The sequence below is a fragment of the Cupriavidus sp. FW305-F7 genome, from assembly GCF_058782875.1.
Genome location: NZ_JBYSYC010000011.1, coordinates 154,882 through 173,652, shown reverse-complemented (window position 1 = coordinate 173,652; position 18,771 = coordinate 154,882). Strand labels below are relative to the sequence as shown.

General features: G+C 67.2%; 19 protein-coding genes. 4 read left to right on the top strand and 15 right to left on the bottom strand.

Annotated features, from left to right (window positions below; genetic code table 11):
* Positions 1 to 6 precede the first annotated feature (6 nt).
* Positions 7 to 762: a gamma-glutamylcyclotransferase gene (locus AC3WL8_RS13185; RefSeq protein ID WP_249221190.1), complete on the bottom strand. Its 756-nt coding sequence runs from the start codon at positions 760 to 762 to the stop codon at positions 7 to 9.
* A gap of 255 nt (positions 763 to 1,017) precedes the next feature.
* Between AC3WL8_RS13185 and AC3WL8_RS13180 the strand changes: the two genes are divergently transcribed.
* A complete protein-coding gene (locus AC3WL8_RS13180) occupies positions 1,018 to 1,338 on the top strand; it encodes a hypothetical protein (RefSeq protein ID WP_013957577.1) in 321 nt (106 codons plus the stop codon).
* Between the two features lie 80 nt (positions 1,339 to 1,418).
* On the opposite strand, the gene AC3WL8_RS13175 is transcribed toward AC3WL8_RS13180, so the two are convergent.
* From AC3WL8_RS13175 to AC3WL8_RS13145, 7 genes are all read right to left on the bottom strand, one after another.
* Positions 1,419 to 1,766, bottom strand: coding sequence for an FKBP-type peptidyl-prolyl cis-trans isomerase (locus tag AC3WL8_RS13175; protein ID WP_010813699.1), 348 nt, complete (start codon positions 1,764 to 1,766; stop codon positions 1,419 to 1,421).
* 59 nt (positions 1,767 to 1,825) lie between these two features.
* Entirely contained in the window at positions 1,826 to 2,374 is a 549-nt protein-coding gene (locus tag AC3WL8_RS13170) for a YaeQ family protein (RefSeq protein WP_013957576.1), read from the bottom strand.
* 111 nt (positions 2,375 to 2,485) lie between these two features.
* Entirely contained in the window at positions 2,486 to 2,794 is a 309-nt protein-coding gene (locus AC3WL8_RS13165) for a hypothetical protein (RefSeq protein WP_013957575.1), read from the bottom strand.
* Positions 2,795 to 2,902: 108 nt separating this feature from the next.
* Positions 2,903 to 3,490, bottom strand: a complete 588-nt coding sequence (locus AC3WL8_RS13160) for a YceI family protein (protein WP_153953681.1) — start codon at positions 3,488 to 3,490, stop codon at positions 2,903 to 2,905.
* A gap of 14 nt (positions 3,491 to 3,504) precedes the next feature.
* Entirely contained in the window at positions 3,505 to 3,888 is a 384-nt protein-coding gene (locus tag AC3WL8_RS13155) for an MAPEG family protein (RefSeq protein WP_010813695.1), read from the bottom strand.
* 65 nt (positions 3,889 to 3,953) lie between these two features.
* Complete coding sequence (locus AC3WL8_RS13150; protein ID WP_010813694.1) at positions 3,954 to 4,196, bottom strand: RNA-binding S4 domain-containing protein; 243 nt, start codon at positions 4,194 to 4,196, stop codon at positions 3,954 to 3,956.
* Positions 4,196 to 5,953 carry a glutamine--tRNA ligase/YqeY domain fusion protein gene (locus AC3WL8_RS13145; RefSeq protein WP_013957573.1) on the bottom strand — a complete coding sequence of 586 codons (1,758 nt, stop codon included), beginning with the start codon at positions 5,951 to 5,953 and terminating at the stop codon, positions 4,196 to 4,198. The genes AC3WL8_RS13150 and AC3WL8_RS13145 overlap by 1 nt, the downstream gene beginning before the upstream one ends.
* Before the next feature lie 254 nt (positions 5,954 to 6,207).
* Between AC3WL8_RS13145 and AC3WL8_RS13140 the strand changes: the two genes are divergently transcribed.
* Positions 6,208 to 7,647, top strand: coding sequence for a CoA transferase (locus tag AC3WL8_RS13140; RefSeq protein ID WP_492378346.1), 1,440 nt, complete (start codon positions 6,208 to 6,210; stop codon positions 7,645 to 7,647).
* Here the strand turns inward: AC3WL8_RS13140 and AC3WL8_RS13135 are convergent.
* The 4 genes from AC3WL8_RS13135 to AC3WL8_RS13120 all read right to left on the bottom strand — a co-directional run bounded on the left by AC3WL8_RS13135 (position 7,644) and on the right by AC3WL8_RS13120 (position 11,993).
* A complete protein-coding gene (locus AC3WL8_RS13135; RefSeq protein WP_153953679.1) occupies positions 7,644 to 8,261 on the bottom strand; it encodes a pyridoxamine 5'-phosphate oxidase family protein in 618 nt (205 codons plus the stop codon). The genes AC3WL8_RS13140 and AC3WL8_RS13135 overlap by 4 nt on opposite strands.
* 55 nt (positions 8,262 to 8,316) lie before the next feature.
* Entirely contained in the window at positions 8,317 to 9,177 is an 861-nt protein-coding gene (locus tag AC3WL8_RS13130; protein ID WP_013957570.1) for a PhzF family phenazine biosynthesis protein, read from the bottom strand.
* 174 nt (positions 9,178 to 9,351) lie between these two features.
* The gene (gene ggt / locus AC3WL8_RS13125) at positions 9,352 to 10,977 is read right to left on the bottom strand and encodes a gamma-glutamyltransferase (RefSeq protein WP_013957569.1); all 1,626 of its coding nucleotides are present in this window, start codon (positions 10,975 to 10,977) and stop codon (positions 9,352 to 9,354) included.
* Between the two features lie 38 nt (positions 10,978 to 11,015).
* Positions 11,016 to 11,993: a Bug family tripartite tricarboxylate transporter substrate binding protein gene (locus AC3WL8_RS13120; protein ID WP_013957568.1), complete on the bottom strand. Its 978-nt coding sequence runs from the start codon at positions 11,991 to 11,993 to the stop codon at positions 11,016 to 11,018.
* 163 nt (positions 11,994 to 12,156) lie between these two features.
* On the opposite strand from AC3WL8_RS13120, the gene AC3WL8_RS13115 reads away from it, so the two are divergent.
* Positions 12,157 to 13,041, top strand: a complete 885-nt coding sequence (locus tag AC3WL8_RS13115; protein ID WP_013957567.1) for a LysR substrate-binding domain-containing protein — start codon at positions 12,157 to 12,159, stop codon at positions 13,039 to 13,041.
* A 310-nt stretch (positions 13,042 to 13,351) separates the two neighbouring features.
* On the top strand, positions 13,352 to 15,616 hold the full coding sequence (gene katG / locus AC3WL8_RS13110) for a catalase/peroxidase HPI (RefSeq protein WP_492378345.1): 2,265 nt from the start codon (positions 13,352 to 13,354) through the stop codon (positions 15,614 to 15,616).
* A 202-nt stretch (positions 15,617 to 15,818) separates the two neighbouring features.
* On the opposite strand, the gene AC3WL8_RS13105 is transcribed toward katG, so the two are convergent.
* The 3 genes from AC3WL8_RS13105 to AC3WL8_RS13095 all read right to left on the bottom strand — a co-directional run bounded on the left by AC3WL8_RS13105 (position 15,819) and on the right by AC3WL8_RS13095 (position 18,453).
* The gene (locus tag AC3WL8_RS13105; protein WP_013957565.1) at positions 15,819 to 16,292 is read right to left on the bottom strand and encodes an aminoacyl-tRNA deacylase; all 474 of its coding nucleotides are present in this window, start codon (positions 16,290 to 16,292) and stop codon (positions 15,819 to 15,821) included.
* A gap of 183 nt (positions 16,293 to 16,475) precedes the next feature.
* The gene (locus AC3WL8_RS13100; protein WP_013957564.1) at positions 16,476 to 17,978 is read right to left on the bottom strand and encodes a tripartite tricarboxylate transporter permease; all 1,503 of its coding nucleotides are present in this window, start codon (positions 17,976 to 17,978) and stop codon (positions 16,476 to 16,478) included.
* 13 nt (positions 17,979 to 17,991) lie between these two features.
* Positions 17,992 to 18,453 (bottom strand): tripartite tricarboxylate transporter TctB family protein, encoded by a 462-nt coding sequence (locus AC3WL8_RS13095; protein WP_013957563.1) that lies wholly within the window; start codon positions 18,451 to 18,453, stop codon positions 17,992 to 17,994.
* Between the last annotated feature and the right edge of the window lie 318 nt (positions 18,454 to 18,771).

Genomic DNA, 18,771 nt, shown 5'->3' with positions numbered 1-18,771 from the left:
CTGGGCTCAGACGGTTTCGTGGGGGCTGGCCGGCAGGGGCGCTGCGTGGTCGAGGGCGGCGTGCGCAGCGCGCTCGGCATCGGCGGCATCGTCGGCCTGCAACTGGCGCCAGAGCCGGCCCAGGTAGGGATCGTCGACGCCGTTGGTGGCCAGGCCCAGCAGGGTCTGCTGCAGGTATTCGCGCGCGGGGCCGTACAGTCCGGCAGCATGGCGCAGGCGCTCGACCACGCGGATATCCGGCAGCCGGCCAGCGTAGGCCTCATGCGAGCGGTTCATGACGAAGGCGAGGGCGCGCTGCTCAGGCGCGCGGGCATCACCGGTGCGGATGCGCAGCCAGCGCGGATGGTAGGCCCCGGTCAGCATCTCGCGGCGCCACAGCACGCGGAATTCCTGCTCGACCACATGGCTGGGGACGCGGAACACCATGCCGTGGCAGCAGCCGCCCCGGTCCAGGCCCAGCACCAGGCCCGGGTTGTCCCAGGTGCCCCGGTTGATGCGGGAATAGAGGTAGAAGCCGCGGTGGTAGCCGTGCACCGTGGCGCGCTGGCGCTCGGTGTGCACCACCATCGGGTTCCAGATCAGCGAGCCATAGCCGAACAGCCAGACATCGCCGCCGAGCGCGGGATCTTCCGGGCGGCGCGCCAGCGCATCGGACAGGGACTGCTCCAGCACGGCTTCCGGCAGCAGCGAGGACGCAACCGGAGTACTGCACAGCGAGGTGCGCAGACGGTCGGATTCGAGGTCCTGTCGCGTGATGGCCATGGTGCAAGCATAAATCAAAGCTGCGCCACGGGAAGGTGGGGGAAATGACATAAGTGCCAGTTTCCCTCGGAATTGTCTGAGCGAGCGGGTCGGGTGTGGGCGGTTCGCAACGGTTGCGGCAGCGTGCTGCCTCTGTCACTCGCCGCGGACGAGTGCTGCCGCACCTTTGTCCGCGATCAGACGGCCGTGAATTGCTGGCCCGCGCGGCTGCCATGTCCTTACAATGGTGGCCTCAATCCATAGGGGGAACCCGCGATGGCACGTACGCTTACGGTGGTGTTCGGCAGTGGCAAGGAATATGACTTCACGATCGGCACGGACGAACTGGCCGCGGTCACCGAGGACGCCGCGTGGCGCTGGTTCGACCGGGAATACACCGAGCTGGACTGCCAGGCGTCGAGCCCGGTCGGCAAGGTGCTGGTGATCGACAAGATCCTGAATGTCGCCAAGTTTTCCGGAGAAGCGCGCTTTTCCGGCGATCCTGCCTGGGCGCAGGACTATGCCCGCCATGCGGCGCGGCTGCTGGACCGGGACAAGGTCCGCGTCGATGTCGGCAACGCCGCCATCGGGTTCTGAGGCGCGGGCGCGCCAGCAAAACGGGTAGTTGCCGCGGTTGTCGCCCCTGCCTGTGCAGGCGCGACAACCTTCCTGCCGGCTTAGACCGCCAGCAGTTCCACTTCAAACAGCAGGGTAGCGTTCGGCGGGATCACGCCGCCGGCGCCGCGGGCACCGTAGCCGAGGTCGGCCGGGATCACCAGGCGGCGCACGCCGCCCACCTTCATGCCCTGCACGCCTTCGTCCCAGCCGCGGATCACATGGCCGGCACCCAGCGGGAACACGAACGGGTCGTTGCGGTCCTTGCTCGAATCAAACTTGCGGCCAGCCTGGCCGTTCTCGTACAGCCAGCCGGTGTAGTGCACGGTGACGTGCTTGCCGGCGGTGGCTTCGGCGCCGGCGCCGACGGTGGTGTCTTCGTATTGCAGGCCCGAGGGCGTGGTTTGCATGGCGTATTTCCTTCCGATGGGAACAGACGTGGTGAGAGGAGAACGCAGCGCGGCTGCGTTCAGGCTTGGGCGCGCTGGAGCACATCCAGCGTCAGTTGCACATTGCGGTCGTCGTCGGCCACCCAGATGTCGCCGTCCTGGATCGTCACCGACAGGCGCATGGCGCGCTGCGCCAGCGCGGCCAGGGCTTCGACCGCTTCCGCCGGGACATTGTAGACGGTGACGTTGCGCAGCTTGCCGGCCTTGCCCGCCATGCCCTTCCACCATTCGCGCGCACTGGCGGCGTTGTAGGTGTAGACGGTCACGCGCTCGGCCCGGGCGGCGGCGCGCTTCAGGCGCGCTTCGTCGGGCTGGCCCAGTTCGACCCAGTGGGCGATGTCGCCGGTCAGGCGCTTGTCCCACAGGTCGGGTTCGTCGGGTTCGTCCAGGCCGCGCGTGAAGGCCAGCGTTTCGGTGGCTTCGCAGGCAAAGGCCAGCAGGCGCACCATCATGCGCGCGTCATTCTCGGACGGGTGCTTGGCGATGGTCAGGCTGTGGCTGCCGTAGTAGGGCCGGTCCATGTCGGAGACCGACAGGTCAGCTTTGAAGATGGTGGATTTGAGCGCCATGAGGTGAAGTGTGCGGCAGGCGCCCCGGCTGGGGTGCGGGAGACGCAAAAGGCCGCATCATACGCCATTTGCCGGACACCGCCTGCGGGCCCGGCATACTCGCCCAACGGCTCAGCGCTTGCGGTATTCCTTGAGGTAGAAGCGCAGCAGCGCCGACAGCAGCAGCGTGCTCAGGAAGCCGGCGGCAACGATCAGCGCCTGCCCGGCGGTGGTGTCGATCTGGCCGGCCACCCCGAGGCGGAACAGCCAGGTGCCGACCATCATCGCCAGGAACGGCATCAGCAGCGCGCCGCGGCCGTAGGTCTGCACTGCCCACAGCGGGAAGCGGCGCAGGAAGTCGCCCGGAATGCTGCAGGCCAGGCAGGCACCGGCAGCTGCAAGTGCGGCGGCCACGATGTCGCCGGAATGGATGTCGAACATGGTCTCGGTCTCGCGCGCCCCCACCAGGCACACGCAGACGAGCGTGGCGGGAATTGGGCAAAGCGCTGATTCTACAAGAGAAATTTGCGCCGGAGGTGACGAATAGGGTTACTGTGGGGTGCCGCCCGCGGGCGATGCCTCGACCGCCACTTGCAGCGTCACGGTGTCGCCTACCTCGGGTAGGAAGCGGGTCATGCCAAAGGCACTGCGCGGCACCTCGGCGCGGAAGTCGCCGCCGCAGACCTGCCGGCTCACGCCGAAGAAAGTCACCTCGCCGCAGCGGAAACGCTCGGCCTGCAGGCGCAGCGGCTGCGTGACGCCGTGCAGCGTCAGCTCACCTTCCACCGCGGCCAGCCGGCCGCCTTCCATCAGGAAGCGGTTCGCGCGCAGCCGCGCCACCGGGTGCTGGGCAGTATCGAAGAATTGTGCCGAGCGCAGCACGCCATCCAGGGTGCGGTTGCCGGTATCGACCGAGGCCAGGTCCACGGTCACATCGAGTGCACCGGCGCCGCTGTCCGCGTCATAGACGAGGCGCCCGTCGATCTTGCCGAAGCGCCCGCGCACCGAGCTGCGCTCGAAATGGCTGGCGGAAAAATAGACGGTGGTGTGCGCCGGATCGATGGTGTATTCAAGCGGCGCCGCCTGCGCAGCGGTGATTCCCAGGGCGGCAGCAAGTGCCAGCGCGCGTGCGGCCATGGCTCAGTCGGCGCTCAGTGGACAAACACGGGCAGCAGGAACATCCCTACCACCGACAGGTAGCCGATGGTCCAGCACAGCGTGCGCAGCGTGGCGCGGTCGGTCACGTAGCACACGGTGTAGAGCAGGCGGGCCACGATGAAGACCACGGCCAGCTCGTCGATGCGGGCCTGCGGCGCCTGCAGGTGGCTGGCGGCCAGCACGGCGGCGGCAAAGAAGGGGAAGGCCTCGAAGTGGTTGCGGTGCGCCATGTCGGCGCGGCGCGCGCGGCCGGACTGCTGCTCCAGCCAGCCGCGCGGGTCATGGTTGTCATAGCCAGGCCCGCTGGCCTTGGCGATGGCCACCGTCGCCAGCGGCAGGATGCCGGCCAGCAGCACGCACCAGAAAGCGATCGGCATAGTCCAGTCCTTTCGGTTGCAATGCCGGCGCGCCATCACTGGCGCCACCGGCCCGGCCCGCGCGGTCAGGCGGCGACCACGCGGATCTCGATGCCCGCCAGGCCCACCACCTGCCCGGCGCGGATCTTGGCAGTCTTGCGCGATTCGGGCGCACCGTCCACCGAGACTTCGCCGGCGGCGACCAGCGCCTTGCCGGCGCCGCCGCTGTCGCACACGCCCGCCAGCTTGAGCAGGTCATTGAGCGCGATGAACTCGCCCTCGAGTGGGAAGGTGATGGTCTGCACGGCTGCCTTGCCAGGTTTGGCCATCACTTGCCCCAGCTATCTTTCAGACCGACGGTGCGGTTGAAGACCGGCTTGCCCGGCTGCGAATCGGTGCGGTCGGCGACGAAGTAGCCATGGCGCTCGAACTGGAAGCGGTCTTCGGGCTGCGCTTCGCGCAGGCCCGGCTCCAGGTAGGCGGTGATCACCTGCTTGGAATCCGGGTTGAGCGCATCCAGGAAGTTCTTGCCGCCGGCATCCGGGTTGGGGTCGTTGAACAGGCGGTCGTACAGGCGCACTTCGGCCTGGTACGCGTGCGCCGCGCTGACCCAGTGGATCACGCCCTTCACCTTGACGCTGTCGGCGCCCGGCGTGCCGCTCTTGGTTTCGGGCAGGTAGTTGGCGTGCACGGCGATCACGTTGCCGTCGGCATCCTTGTCCACGCCGGTGCACTCGATCACGTAGCCGTACTTCAGCCGCACCTTGTTGCCCGGGAACAGGCGGAAGTAGCCCTTGGGCGGGGTCTCGTTGAAGTCCTCGCGCTCGATCCACAGCTCGCGCGACAGCGGGAACACGCGGCGGCCCAGTTCCGGCTTCTTCGGGTGCACCGGCGCCGAGCATTCTTCGCTCTGGCCTTCGGGGTAGTTGTCGATCACCAGGCGCAGCGGGTCCAGCACGGCCACGCCGCGCGCGGCACGGCCGTCCAGGTCGTCGCGCACCGCGCCTTCGAGGGTGCTCATGTCGATCCAGCTGTCGGCCTTGGCCACGCCCACGCGGTCGCAGAACAGTTGGATCGATTCCGGGGTGTAGCCGCGGCGGCGCACGCCCACCAGCGTGGGCATGCGCGGATCGTCCCAGCCGTCCACGCGCTGTTCATCGACCAGCTGCTTGAGCTTGCGCTTGCTGGTGATGGCGTAGGTCAGGTTCAGGCGCGCGAACTCATACTGGTGCGGCAGCGGGTCGCGGAACACGCCGCTGTCGCGCAGGTGCTCCAGCACCCAGTCGTACAGCGGGCGGTTGTTCTCGAACTCCAGCGTGCACAGCGAATGCGTGATGTTCTCCAGCGCGTCCGAGATGCAGTGGGTGAAGTCGTACATCGGGTAGATGCACCACTTGTCGCCCGTGCGGTGGTGATGGGCATGGCGGATGCGGTAGAGCACCGGGTCGCGCATCACGATATTGGGCGCGGTCATGTCGATCTTCGCGCGCAGTACGTGCTCGCCGTCGGCGTACTTGCCGGCGCGCATGTCGCGGAACAGCTGCAGGTTCTCTTCGACGCTGCGGTCGCGGTAGGGCGAGGGCTTGCCCGGCTCGGAGAAATTGCCGCGGCTGGCGGCGATCTGTTCGGCGGTCTGGCTGTCGATATAGGCGGCGCCGCGCTCGATCAGGGTCTCGGCAAAGGCGTAGAGCTGGTCGAAGTAGTCGCTGGCGTAGTACAGGTGCGGCTGTTTGGCGCCGTCCTTGCCCTCGCTGTCCCAGGAAAAGCCCAGCCAGTGCACCGCGTCGATGATCGAATCGACGTATTCGGTGTCTTCCTTGACCGGGTTGGTGTCGTCAAAGCGCAGGTGGCAACGGCCGCCGTAGTCGCGCGCCAGCCCGAAGTTCAGGCAGATGCTCTTGGCGTGGCCGATATGCAGGTAGCCGTTGGGCTCCGGCGGGAAGCGGGTGATCACGGTCGGCAGCGGTTCGCCGGCCTTGTCCTGGCGGCCGGCATAGGTGCTGGCGGCGAGGTCCTGGTCGATGATGCTCCGCAGGAAGTTGGAGGCGGCGGGGGTGCTGTCGGTAGGCTTGTTGTCGTGGCTCATGATGGCGCCGGTTGGCCGGCCTGATGCGTCTGGGTGCTTGGGCCGGGTCGTCAGATTGCGTGGCGGAATGCCAATAACGGGATTTTACCGTGCCGGAGCCGCCGCACGCCGCGAGCCGCCGCGGATTTCCGCCCATCTCCCGGATTTGCGCCCGCGCGGACGCGCCTGGCTGCGACGAAAGTGATGTGTCGGAGTAGCATGGAAGCGTGCCGGCCCGCGGTGGCCGGCTTTGGTCCATCGCTGCAGGAATGCCCATGAACGCCCAACCCGATGCGGCGCCAGTGCCGCTTGAGCCCTCTGAAGTCGTTGCCGCGCTGTGGCGCGATGCCGGCCTGCCCGCCGAGGCGCTGGCGCACCTGAAGCTGGACGGCGCCGAGCCGGTGCTGCCGTCGAGCTTTGCCGTGGGCACCGCCGCCCAAGCCAGCCTTGGCGCCGCGGCGCTGGCGGCCGCCGCGTTGTGGCACAGCCGCACCGGCCGCTGGCAGGACGTCAGCGTCGACATGCGCCATGCCATCACCGAATTCCGCAGCGAACGCTACCTGCGCGTCGACGGCGGCCCCGCGCCCGAACTGTGGGACAAGCTGGCCGGCATCTACCGCTGCGGCGACGGCCGCTGGGTGCGCCTGCATACCAATTTCCCGCACCACCGCGACGGCGTGGTGCGCTTGCTGGGCTGCGCCAATGACAAGGCAGCCGTACAGGCCGCGCTGGACAAGCGGGACGCCGAAGCCTTCGAGACCGCGGCGTCCGACGCGGGCCTGGTCGTTGCGGCATTGCGCAGCTTTGAGGAATGGGACCGCCATCCGCAGGCGGCCGCCTTGCGATGCCTGCCGCCAGTGACGCTGGAGCGCATCGGCGACGCCCCGCCGCAACCGCTGCCGGCGCCCGCATCCCCGGACGCGCAGCCGCTGTCGGGCGTGCGCGTGCTCGATTTCACCCGCATCATCGCTGGCCCGGTGGCGGGCCGCACGCTGGCCGCGCATGGCGCCGACGTGCTGCTGGTCACCGCCTCGCACCTGCCGTCGATCCCGCCGCTGGTGATCGACACCGGCCGCGGCAAGCGCAGCTGCCAGCTGGACCTGCGCGATCCGGACGACAAGCGCACGCTGCACAAGCTGCTGCACGGTGCCGACGTGATGGTGCAGGGCTATCGCCCCGGCGGCCTGGCCGAGCTGGGGGTGGGGCCGGAGGCCGCGGCGCGCGCGCGTCCGGGCATCGTCTATGTGTCGCTGAGCGCCTATGGCCACGTCGGGCCGTGGTCGCACAAGCGCGGCTTCGATTCGCTGGTGCAGACCGCCACCGGCTTCAATGATGCCGAAGCGCAGGCGGCCGGCAGCGACACACCGCGTCCGTTGCCGGCGCAGGTGCTGGACCACGCCGCGGGCTACCTGCTGGCCTTCGGCGCGATGGCCGCGCTGCACCGGCGCGCGGTGGAGGGCGGCAGCTGGCATGTGCGGGTGTCGCTGGCGCAGGTGGGGCAGTGGCTGCGCGGCCTGGGGCGCGTGCCGGACGGGCCCAAGGCGCCCGAGCAGAAGATCGACGACGTGGCCGACCTGCTGGAGGCGGTGCCGTCGGGCTTCGGCATGCTGACTGTGGTGCGCCATGCGGCGCATCTGTCGGAAACGCCGGCGCGCTGGACCTTGCCGTCCGAGCCGCTCGGCACGCACGCGCCGGAGTGGCTGCCGCGCGGTTAGTAGAGCGTGGTGCGCTGCCGCTCGGGCAGGTCGCGGTCGTAGGCGGCGCCGTCGATGGCGTTGTCGGTCAGCGTGGACAGGATCTCGCCGTTGCTGGGCAGCGACTGGCGCGCCACCTGCGCATCCGCTGCCCACAGGCGCGAGCGGATCAGCGCGCGGGCGCACTGGAAGAACACTGCCTGCACCGTGACCACCAGCACCGTGGTCGGGGCCTTGCCGTCGACCACGCAACGCGCGACCAGCGCCGGGTCGACGCTGATCTGCGCGGTGCCGTTGACGCGGATGGTCTCGTTGATGCCGGGGATCACGAACAGCAGCCCGACGCGCGGATCGGCAACGATATTGCGCAGGCTGTCGATGCGGTTGTTGCCGCGCCGGTCAGGCAGCAGCAGCGTGCGTTCGTCCAGCACCTGCACAAAGCCCGGCGCATCGCCGCGCGGCGAGCATTCGGCCCAGTCCTCGCCCACCGTCGACAGCAGGCAGAAAGGTGCCGCCTCGATAAAGTCGCGGTAGTGCGGGTGCAGGTAGTCGACTTCCTTGGACAGCGACGGGGCCGCCGGTTGCGCGTAGAGCGCTTCCAGGTCGGCCAGCGTGGTGATGGCGTGCGAGGTCATGGCAGGCGGGGCGTGGGTCGGCGGGGGCGAAACCGTCAATGTAGCGCAGATGCCGTTACACGGTCACGGTACCCCGGCCGATCTCCAGCACACGGCCGCCCACGTGGATTGCACCGTCGGCGCTGACGGCCAGGTGCAGCCGGCAGGGGCGACCAACGGCCTCGCCCTGATCGATCGCGTATTCGGCCGGCAGCGCGTGGCCGGTGGCCAGCAGCCAGCCGCCCAGGTTGGCGCAGGCCGAGCCCGTGCCCGGATCCTCGGCCACGCCGCCGCCCTGCTTGGTGAAAAAGTAGCGCGACAGCACGCGGCCGGGCCGTTCCGGGTCGAAGGCAAAGACGTAGGCGGTCTTGCGGCCCAGGCTGCTCTGCGGCCAGATCTGCAGGCGCGCGCTGTCGGGATTGGCGCGGCGCACGGCATCGGTGCTGCGCACTGCCACCAGCAGCTGATCGGCGCCGGTGTCGACCCACATCGGCGACACCAGCAGATCGCGTTCCTGCAGGCCGAGCAGGCTGGCCATGTCGGCATCGGGCAGGCCGGCCGGCGCGGTCTTCGGCTTGCCGTTGTGAGGGGCGGTGAAGGTCCAGACATCGCCCTGCGCGGTCACCGGCACCACGCCCGCCGGGAACTCCAGCGTCAGCGCGTCGCCGGTGCCGGTCAGTTCGCGCACCACGTGCGCGGTGCCCAGCGTCGGATGGCCGGCGAAGCGCATTTCATAGCCCGGCGTGAAGATGCGCACCCGCGCGCTGGCACGCTCCGACGGCAGGATAAAGGTGGTCTCCGACAGGTTGAACTGCAGCGCCAGCGCCTGCATGGTGGCATTGTCCATGCCGCGCGCATCCTCGAACACGCACAGCGGATTGCCACCGAAGGTGGATTCGGCAAAGACGTTGAGCAGGCGGAAAGCGTAGGTGGTCATGGCGCGGGGGGCTCCGGAGGCTGGTGGGTCACCAGTGTACGGAGCGGGCGCGGACACACCATGCACAGTTGGGCCGATCGCGGGCGGGCCAGTTGCGGACAATTCTGCCGCACCATGAAAAACGCCCGGGCGGACCCGGGCGTATCGCTGGCGCAGGCAACTGAGTCAGCCGGCTCAGAACCCCACCGCCTGGCCATCGCGCCGGCTGTCGCTGGCCGCGACATAGCCGTGCTCGGCATCGTCCGACAGGCGCCAGATGAACTGGCCCGAGCCAAAGTCCATGTACGGATCGTCCACCGACTTGAGCTGGTGGCCGCGCGCCTTCAGGCCCTCGACCGTGGCCGGGTCCATGGTGCTTTCCACATCCAGCGTGAAGTCGCGGTTGACCTTCCAGCGCGGCGCGCAGCACGCGGCCTGCGGCTGCTGGTTGTAATCCAGCATGCGCACCACGGTCTGCAGGTGGCCCTGCGGCTGCATGTCGCCGCCCATCACGCCGAAGCTCATCACCGGCTGGCCGTCCTTGGTCAGGAAGGCCGGGATGATGGTGTGGAACGGACGCTTGCCGCCCGCGACCACGTTGGCCGACTTCGGATCCATCGAGAAGCCCACGCCGCGGTTCTGCAGGCTGATGCCGGTGCCCGGCACCACCACGCCCGAGCCGAAGCCCATGTAGTTGGACTGGATGAACGAGATCATCATGCCGTTCTCGTCGGCGGCGGTCAGGTAGATGGTGCCGCCGACCTTGGGCATGCCAAAGTTGAAATGCGTGGCGCGCTGCATGTCGATCAGCTTCGCGCGCGACTTCAGGTACGCGTCATCGAGCATTTCTTCCGGCGTGACCTCCATGCTGCGCGGGTCGGCCACGTAGCGGTAGAGGTCGGCAAAGGCCAGCTTCATTGCCTCGATCTGCAGGTGCTGCGAGTCGACCGAATCCACCGGGATCGACGACATGTCGAACTGGTCCAGGATGCCCAGCGCGATCAGCGCGGCAATGCCCTGGCCGTTGGGCGGGATCTCGTGCAGCTCGTAGCCGCGGTAGGACTTGCTGATCGGCTTGACCCAGTCGGGGCGGTAGTTGCGCAGATCATCGAGCGTCATGGCGCCGCCGCACTGCTGGCTGAAGGCGGCAATCTGCTCGGCGATCTCGCCTTCGTAGTAGGCGCGGCCACGGGTCGCGCCGATCTTGCGCAGGGTTTCGGCGGCAGCCTTCATGGTGAACTTCTCGCCCACGGCGGGGGCGCGGCCATTGGGCATGAAGGTCTCGGCATAGCCGGGCTGGTCCTTCAGCTCAGGCACCGCGGCGGCCCACTTGTGCGCCACCACCGGCGGCACGGCATAGCCGCGCTCGGCGATCTCGATCGCCGGCTCCATCAGGTCGGCGAACGGCAGCTTGCCGAAGCGCTCATGCAGCGCGGCCCAACCGGCGACCACGCCGGGCACGGTGACCGAGTCCCAGCCGCGGATCGGGCGGTTGGCCAGGCCGTTGGCATCGGTGCCGTATTTGTTCTTGAAGTACTCCGGGCTCCACGCCGCCGGGGCCACGCCCGATGAGTTCAGGCCGTGCAGTTCCTTGCCGTCCCACAGGATGGCAAAGGCATCGCTGCCCAGGCCGCACGACACCGGCTCGACGATGGTGATTGCGGCGGCCGCGGCGATGGCGGCATCGACCGCATTGCCGCCCTTGAGCAGCATGCGCAGGCCGGCCTGCGCGGCCAGCGGGTGCGAGGTGGAGACCACGTTGCGCGCAAACAGCGGGATGCGCACGGAGGGGTAGGGGTTGGTCCAGTTGAAGTTCTGCATGCTTGTCTGTGTCCTTGTGCTTGGGCGCTCAGCGGCCCTTATTCTGCCGTGATCTTGCGATCCTTGATCAGCTTGCCCCAGCGCGCGCTGTCCTTCTTCACCATCGCGGCGAACTGCGCCGGCGTGCCGCCGACCGGCTCGGCGCCCAGCTTGCCCAGGCGTTCCTTGACCTCGGGCGACTGGATGGCCTTGTTGAATTCTGCATTCAGGCGGTTGACGATATCCGCCGGCAGGCCCTTGGGGCCATAGATGCCGAACCAGGTATCGGACTCGAAGCCGGGCAGGCCCGACTCACTCGCCGTGGGGATTTCCGGCGCCAGCGGCGAGCGCTTGGCGCTGGTCACCGCCAGTGCCTTGAGCTTGCCGTCCTTCACATGCGGCAGGCCCGACACGATGCTGTCGAATAGCACCTGCACCTTGCCCGAGATCAGGTCCGGCACGGCCAGCGCGGTGCCGCGGTAGGGAATGTGGGTGATGAACACGCCCGCCTGCGCCTTGAAGGCCTCGGCGGTCAGATGCACCACGGTGCCGTTGCCGCTGGAGGCGTAGTTCAGTTCGCCGGGATGCTTCTTGGCGTAGTCGATCAGCTCTCGCACGTTCTTCGCCGGCAGGCTGTTCGGCACCACCAGCAGGTTGGTGGCGATCGCCACCTGGCTGACCGGGGTGAAGTCGGTCTCGGTGTTGTACGGCAGGCGGGTGTTGATATACGGCCCGATCGAGTGCGTGCTGGTGGTGGCGATCAGCAGCGTATAGCCATCGGGCGCAGCCTTGGCGGCCATGTCCGAGCCGATCGCGCCGCCGGCGCCGGGGCGGTTGTCGACCACGATCTGCTGGCCCATGCTGGTGCCCACCTTCTGCGCGATGGCGCGTGCCAGCAGGTCGGTCGCGCCGCTGGCCGGGAAGGGCACGATCAGGCGGATCGGCTTGCTGGGATAGGTGTCGGCCAGTGCGGGCGTGGCGGCCAGGCAAAGCCCGCAGCCAAGGCCGATGCCGAAGCGGCGCAGCCAGGATTTCATACTTGTCTCCGGTGTCAGGCGATTGGCCCCGATTCATGAGCCGGTCTTCATTATTCCGTGCTGCCGGTCACAAAGAAAGCTAATATTTCTTTCCAATGTCACAAGGAAATCTTAAGAATCGCGCCTTGCCGGCATATGCCTGACTCTTCTCTTGTGTGCACCGATGAGCACTGTCCGCTTTCTCCGTACCTTCGTTGCCGTGGCCGAGCACGGCTCCTTTGCCGCCGCCGCCGGCCAGGTGGCACTGACCCAGGCCGCCGTCAGTCTGCAGATGCGCGCACTGGAGACCGAGCTGCGCCGCGAGCTGTTCGACCGCAACGGCCGCGTGGCCGTGCTCAATGCCGATGGCCGCGCGCTGCTGCCGCAGGCGCGGCGCATGCTGGCGCTGTATGACGAGATGCGGTTGCCGCTGGCCTCGGACCAGGCCATGGCGGGCGCGGTGGCGGTGGGTGCGGTGGTGTCGGTGATGGGCGGGCTGTCACATGCGGTGGCGCATATGAAGCGCACTTATCCTGCGCTCGACGTGCGCCTGGTCGGCGCCAAGTCGATCGAGCTGGCGGCGCAGGTCGAGGCCGGCGAGCTGGATGCCGCCATCCTGGTCGAGGGCGCCGCGCGCGTGCCCGGCACGCTGCGCTGGACGCCGCTGTACCAGGAGCCGCTGGTGGCGATCGCGGCACGCGGCAGCCCGGGCCGCGATGCGCGCGAGGCGCTTGCCACCAATCCCTACCTGCGCTTCGACCGCAGCCAGCGCACCGGCGTGCTGGTCGAGCGCGCGCTGCGCCGCGCGCACCTGAAGGTCAACGAGTTCCTTGAACTGAACGCGATCGAGGCGCTGGTGGAGCTGGTGCGGCAGGAAGTCGGCGTGACCGTGGTGCCGCTGCTGCGCCGCGCGCGCTGGCGCGACGACGAGGCGCTGCGCATCCTGCCGCTGCTGGTCAACGGCGAGCCGGTGATGCGTCACATCGGCATGCTGGAACGGCGCGACCACGGGCGCGGGCAGGTGACCGCGGCGGTACGGGCGGCCTGCAGCGAGCTGTTCGGCGCCTAGTGCGGGTTGCGTCCACGCCATAACCGGGATCTATCGGGAGGATAGTCAGAAACGCATTCTCCTGGCGCTCAGCTGTGCATATATTTGGGTTGCGGACTGCCGCTGCCGCGGCCGCATTGCCATGGGGCGGCGCCCGACGCTACCGCGTCGGAGCATGCCCAGCGCACCGGCAGTCATCAGCCGGCATGCTTTTGAAGGAGATTCCCGGCGTGGATCCGCAAGATCCGCCGGAGCGGGATCGCTGATGCAACAACGACCCCCCGCGCCATCGCTGCAGGTGTGTTCAGTACGTCCCACAAGGAGAGAACGCATGTCAAACGAAGCAAAGTGTCCCGTCACCCATACCGCTGGCGGCGGTACGACCAATCGCGACTGGTGGCCAAAGCAACTGCGCCTGGACCTGCTCAGCCAGCATTCCAGCAAGTCCAACCCGCTGGGGGCGGACTTCAACTATGCGCAAGCCTTCAAGAGCCTCGACCTGGCGGCGGTGAAGAAGGACCTGGCGGCGCTGATGACTGAATCGCAGGACTGGTGGCCGGCGGACTTCGGCCACTACGGCCCGCTGCTCATCCGCATGGCCTGGCATAGTGCCGGCACGTACCGCATTGGCGATGGCCGTGGCGGCGGTGGGCGCGGCCAGCAGCGTTTCGCGCCGATCAACAGCTGGCCGGACAACGTCAGCCTGGACAAGGCGCGCCGCCTGCTATGGCCGATCAAGCAGAAGTACGGCCAGAAGATCTCCTGGGCCGACCTGATGATCTTGAGCGGCAACGTCGCGCTCGAGACCATGGGCTTCAAGACCTTCGGCTTCGGCGGTGGCCGCGAAGACACCTGGGAGCCGGACCTGGATGTGTACTGGGGCAATGAAAAGACCTGGCTGGGCGGTGACTTTCGCTACGGCAAGGGTGCCGCCGGCAAGTACGACGACGAGGGCGTGATCGTCGCCGACGAGGAAATGCATGGCGCCGAGGCCAGCCGCACCGACCAGGAACGCAACCTGGAGAACCCGCTGGCCGCCGTGCAGATGGGCCTGATCTATGTGAACCCGGAAGGCCCGGAAGGCAACCCTGACCCGCTCGCCGCGGCGCACGATATCCGCGAAACCTTTGCGCGCATGGCCATGGACGACGAGGAGACCGTCGCGCTGATTGCCGGCGGGCATGCCTTCGGCAAGACGCACGGTGCCGGTCCCGCCGGGGACAACATCGGGGCCGAGCCCGAGGGCGCCGACCTTGAAAACCAGGGCCTGGGATGGTCAAGCACCTTTGGCACCGGCAAGGGCGTCGACACCATCACCAGTGGGCTGGAGGTGACCTGGAGCAATACGCCGACAAAGTGGGGCAACAGCTATCTGGAGAATCTGTTCGGCCACGAATGGGAGCTGACCAAGAGTCCCGCCGGTGCCAACCAGTGGGTGGCCAAGGATGGCGGGGAAACCATTCCGCACGCTTACGATCCGTCGAAGAAGCTGCGGCCAACGATGCTGACCACGGATCTTTCGCTGCGTCTGGACCCGGTTTACGAGAAGATCTCGCGGCGCTTCCTGGAGAATCCTGACCAGCTCGCCGATGCCTTTGCCCGCGCCTGGTTCAAGCTGACCCACCGCGACATGGGCCCACGCGCCCGCTACCTCGGCCCGGAAGTGCCGGCCGAAGAGCTGATCTGGCAGGATCCCATCCCGGCGGTTGACCATCCGCTGGTCAACGAGCAGGACATCGCCGCGCTCAAGCAGAAGATCTTGGCGTCGGGGCTGCCGGTCTCGCAACTGGTGCAGACCGCCTGGGCCTCGGCCTCCAGCTTCCGCGGTTCGGACAAGCGTGGTGGCGCCAATGGGGCGCGCATCCGCCTGGCGCCGCAGAAGGACTGGGCAGCCAACGAACCCGAGAAGCTGGCCAAGGTGCTGAAGGTGCTCGAAGGGATCCAGGCTGAGTTCAATGGTGCGCAGTCCGGCGGCAAGAAAATTTCGCTCGCCGACCTGATCGTGCTGGCCGGCGGTGCCGGGATCGAGCAGGCGGCGCAGAAGGCCGGCCATCGCGTGACCGTACCATTCACGCCGGGCCGCATGGACGCCTCGCAGGAACAGACCGACGTGCAATCGGTCGGTGCGCTCGAGCCGAAGGCAGACGGCTTCCGCAACTTCCTCAAGCAGAAGTACAGCATCCCGGCGGAGGCGCTGCTGATCGACAAGGCGCAATTGCTGACCCTGACCGCGCCCGAGATGACGGTGCTGATCGGCGGGCTGCGCGTGCTGAACGTCCATACCGGGCAGGATGCGCATGGCGTCTTCACCGACCGGCCGGAAACGCTGACCAACGACTTCTTCCGCAACCTGCTCGACATGTGCACGGAATGGAAGCCGCTGTCGGAAGCCCGCGACGTGTTCGAGGGGCTTGACCGCAAGACCGGTGCGAAGAAGTGGACCGGTACCCGGGTCGATCTGGTGTTCGGTTCGCATGCCCAGTTGCGGGCGCTTTGCGAGGTCTACGCAAGCGAGGACGCGCAGGAGAAGTTTGTCCGGGACTTCGTCGCCGCTTGGGTCAAGGTGATGAACCTCGACCGGTTCGACGTCGCTTGAGCGGTCGCCGGGTCCCGTCAGGGCTGTCATTGCCCTGACGGGGCCGGGTCCGCGAGGTGAGCGAAGATTCTTCGCCGGTCAGCGTGGCCGGCGGCGGCAGCTTTTTGCCATCCGCGCGTGAGCGGCTTGGCGAAGCGATCGCCAACGCAAAGAAAAGCGGCCGGCAAGCGCCGGCCGCGTGGCCTGCCAAGGCATGCCCGGTCTACATCATCCTGTGCGCAAAATGCCCGCGCCGCGCGTCGGCCATCAGGTCGAGGAACTGCCCGGTGCTCATGTGCACCAGTTCCTGGTGGTCGCCCGCCTCGAAGTAGACGTCGGGGTGCGTCAGCAGGCTGTCGTCGAGCCAGGTCTGCGTGCCGTACGCCATGCCAACCGGCGGGATCGCGCCGTGGTCGCAGTCGCGGAACACTTCGCGCACGCCATCCTCATGCGCCAGCGACAGCTTGCGGCCGGTCTGCTCGCAGATCTCCGACAGTTTCAGGTGGTGAGTCGAAGGAATCACGACTGCGACGTAGCCGCTGCCGTCTTCCAGCAGGACGGTCTTGGCCAATCGGTCTCCGGGAATGTGTGCGGCCTGCGCAGTGGCCATGCTGCTGAGGCTGTAGGGGTGCCGAACGGTGTCGAACTGGCTCTGCTTCTTGCTCAGGCATCTCGCCAGCGTGGTAGACATGGTCATGATTTCAACCTCCGACGCGCGCAGCGCGACCGTTGTCCGAGTCCTATCAATATAGGTTGTCGGGGGGCGGGTGGCGGTGGGGCGGAACCAGCCATAACGTAGTCGGCAAGCACAAAAAAAGGGCACCTTGCGGTGCCCTTAGTGTGTTGTGCCGCCAGCCCTGGGGCTGACGATATTCCCTGCTTATTCTTCCTGGAACGCTTCCTCGCGCTTGGACTTGATCGACGGCATTGCCACGACCAGCACCAGCACCGCAGCCGCGATCAGCAGACCAAGCGACAGCGGACGGGTCACGAACACGCTGAAGTCACCGCGCGACAGCAGCAGCGAACGGCGGAAGTTCTCTTCCATCATCGGCCCCAGCACGAAGCCGAGCAGCAGCGGCGCGGGTTCGCACTTGAGCTTGATGAACAGGTAGCCGATCACGCCGAAGGCCGCGGTCTGGAACACGTCGAAGGTGGTGTTCTGGACCGAGTACACGCCGATGCAGCAGAACGTCAGGATGGCCGGGTACAGGTAGCGGTAAGGCACCTTCAGCAGCTTTACCCAGATGCCGATCAGCGGCAGGTTCAGCACGATCAGCATGAAGTTGCCGATCCACATCGAAGCGATCAGGCCCCAGAACAGCGCCGGGTTGCTGGTCATCACCTGCGGACCGGGCTGGATGTTGTGGATGGTCATCGCACCGACCATCAGCGCCATCACGGCATTGGGCGGAATGCCCAGCGTCAGCAGCGGGATGAACGAAGTCTGTGCCGCGGCGTTGTTGGCCGATTCCGGACCCGCCACGCCTTCGATCGCACCCTTGCCGAATTCATGCGAGTACTTCGAGGTCTTCTTTTCCAGCGAGTAGGCTGCAAACGAAGCGAGCGCCGCACCGCCGCCGGGCAGGATACCCAGTGCCGAACCCAGTATCGTGCCGCGCAGCACGGCCGGGATCATGCGCTTGAAGTCTTCCTTGGTCGGGAACAGGTTGGTGATGTGGTCGGTGAAGGTTTCGCGATGTTCCTTCTGCTCCAGGTTCGCGATGATTTCCGCGAAGCCGAACACACCCATTGCCACCGAGACGAAGTTCAGGCCGTCGGTCAGTTCAGGCACGTCGAACGAGAAGCGCGCGGCGCCCGAGTTCACGTCGGTACCGACCAGGCCCAGCAGCAGGCCCAGCACGATCATGGCGATGGCCTTGACCAGCGAACCCGAAGCCAGCACCACGGCGCCGATCAGGCCCAGCACCATCAGCGAGAAGTATTCGGCGGGGCCGAACTTGAAGGCCAGTTCCGACAGCGGCGCGGCAAAGGCGGCGAGGATCAGGGTGGCCACGCAGCCGGCGAAGAACGAGCCTAGGCCCGCTGTCGCTAGCGCCACCCCCGCTCGCCCTCGTCTTGCCATCTGGTAACCATCGATGGTTGTCACCACCGAGGACGATTCACCAGGCAGGTTCACCAGGATGGCGGTGGTCGAGCCGCCGTACTGGGCGCCGTAGTAGATACCGGCCAGCATGATCAGCGCGGCCACCGGCGGCAGCGTGTAGGTCACCGGCAGCAGCATGGCGATGGTGGCCAGCGGCCCCAGGCCCGGCAGCACGCCGATCAGGGTACCCAGCACGCAGCCCAGGAAGGCGTACGCGAGGTTCTGGAAGGTCAGGGCGGTGGAAAAGCCCAGACCCAGGTTGGCGAGTAGTTCCATGTTGGCGGCCTCCTTAGCTTGCCAGGAAAGCCGGCCACACCGGCATCTGCAGGTTGATGCCGTACACGAACGCGCCCAGGCTGATCAGCACCAGGATGATCGAGTTGAGGATGGCGCCCTTCCAGCTGAACTCGTGGCTGGCCATCGACGACACCAGCACCAGCACCAGCACCGACAGCACCATGCCCAGCGGCTTGAGCAGCAGGCCGAACAGCACCACCGAACCGAGGATCCACAGCAGCGTCTTGATGTCCCAGCGGGCGAGGTTGTCTTCTTCCATCTTGGAAGACAGCGAACCCCACAGCACCAGCGCGCCCAGCAGGGCGAGCACAATGCCAAGCCAGAACGGGAAGTATCCCGGTCCCATTTTTGCGGCGGTTCCCATGGAATAGCCGCGTGCGACCCAGGAAAAGCCGAATCCGACCAGAATAAACAGCAGGCCGGAGGCGAAGTCCTTTTGGCTACGTATGCGCAAAGTGAATCTCCTCGATAAGACACATGAAATCTGTGGCGGGTCCCTTGCTGCACTGCATGAATGCAGGCCGTGGGCGGGGCCCTCCCGCGGGCAGGGTGGAAGTTAAGGGGACGACCTTTCAGCTACCTTTCAGATGTCTGCAAACAGGGTCATGCTGAGGGTATCCCCTAGTGAATTAGCGCTTAAAAGCACTGCCGAGCCAGGCTGGAGGCGGCCTGGCGGCCAAAGCGCCCGGCTGTGGCGGGGCCGCTGCGCTATCATCCGGGGCGTTCTTCCGCCGCACGGCCGAAGACTGGCTGAAAGGTTCCGCAACGGGAC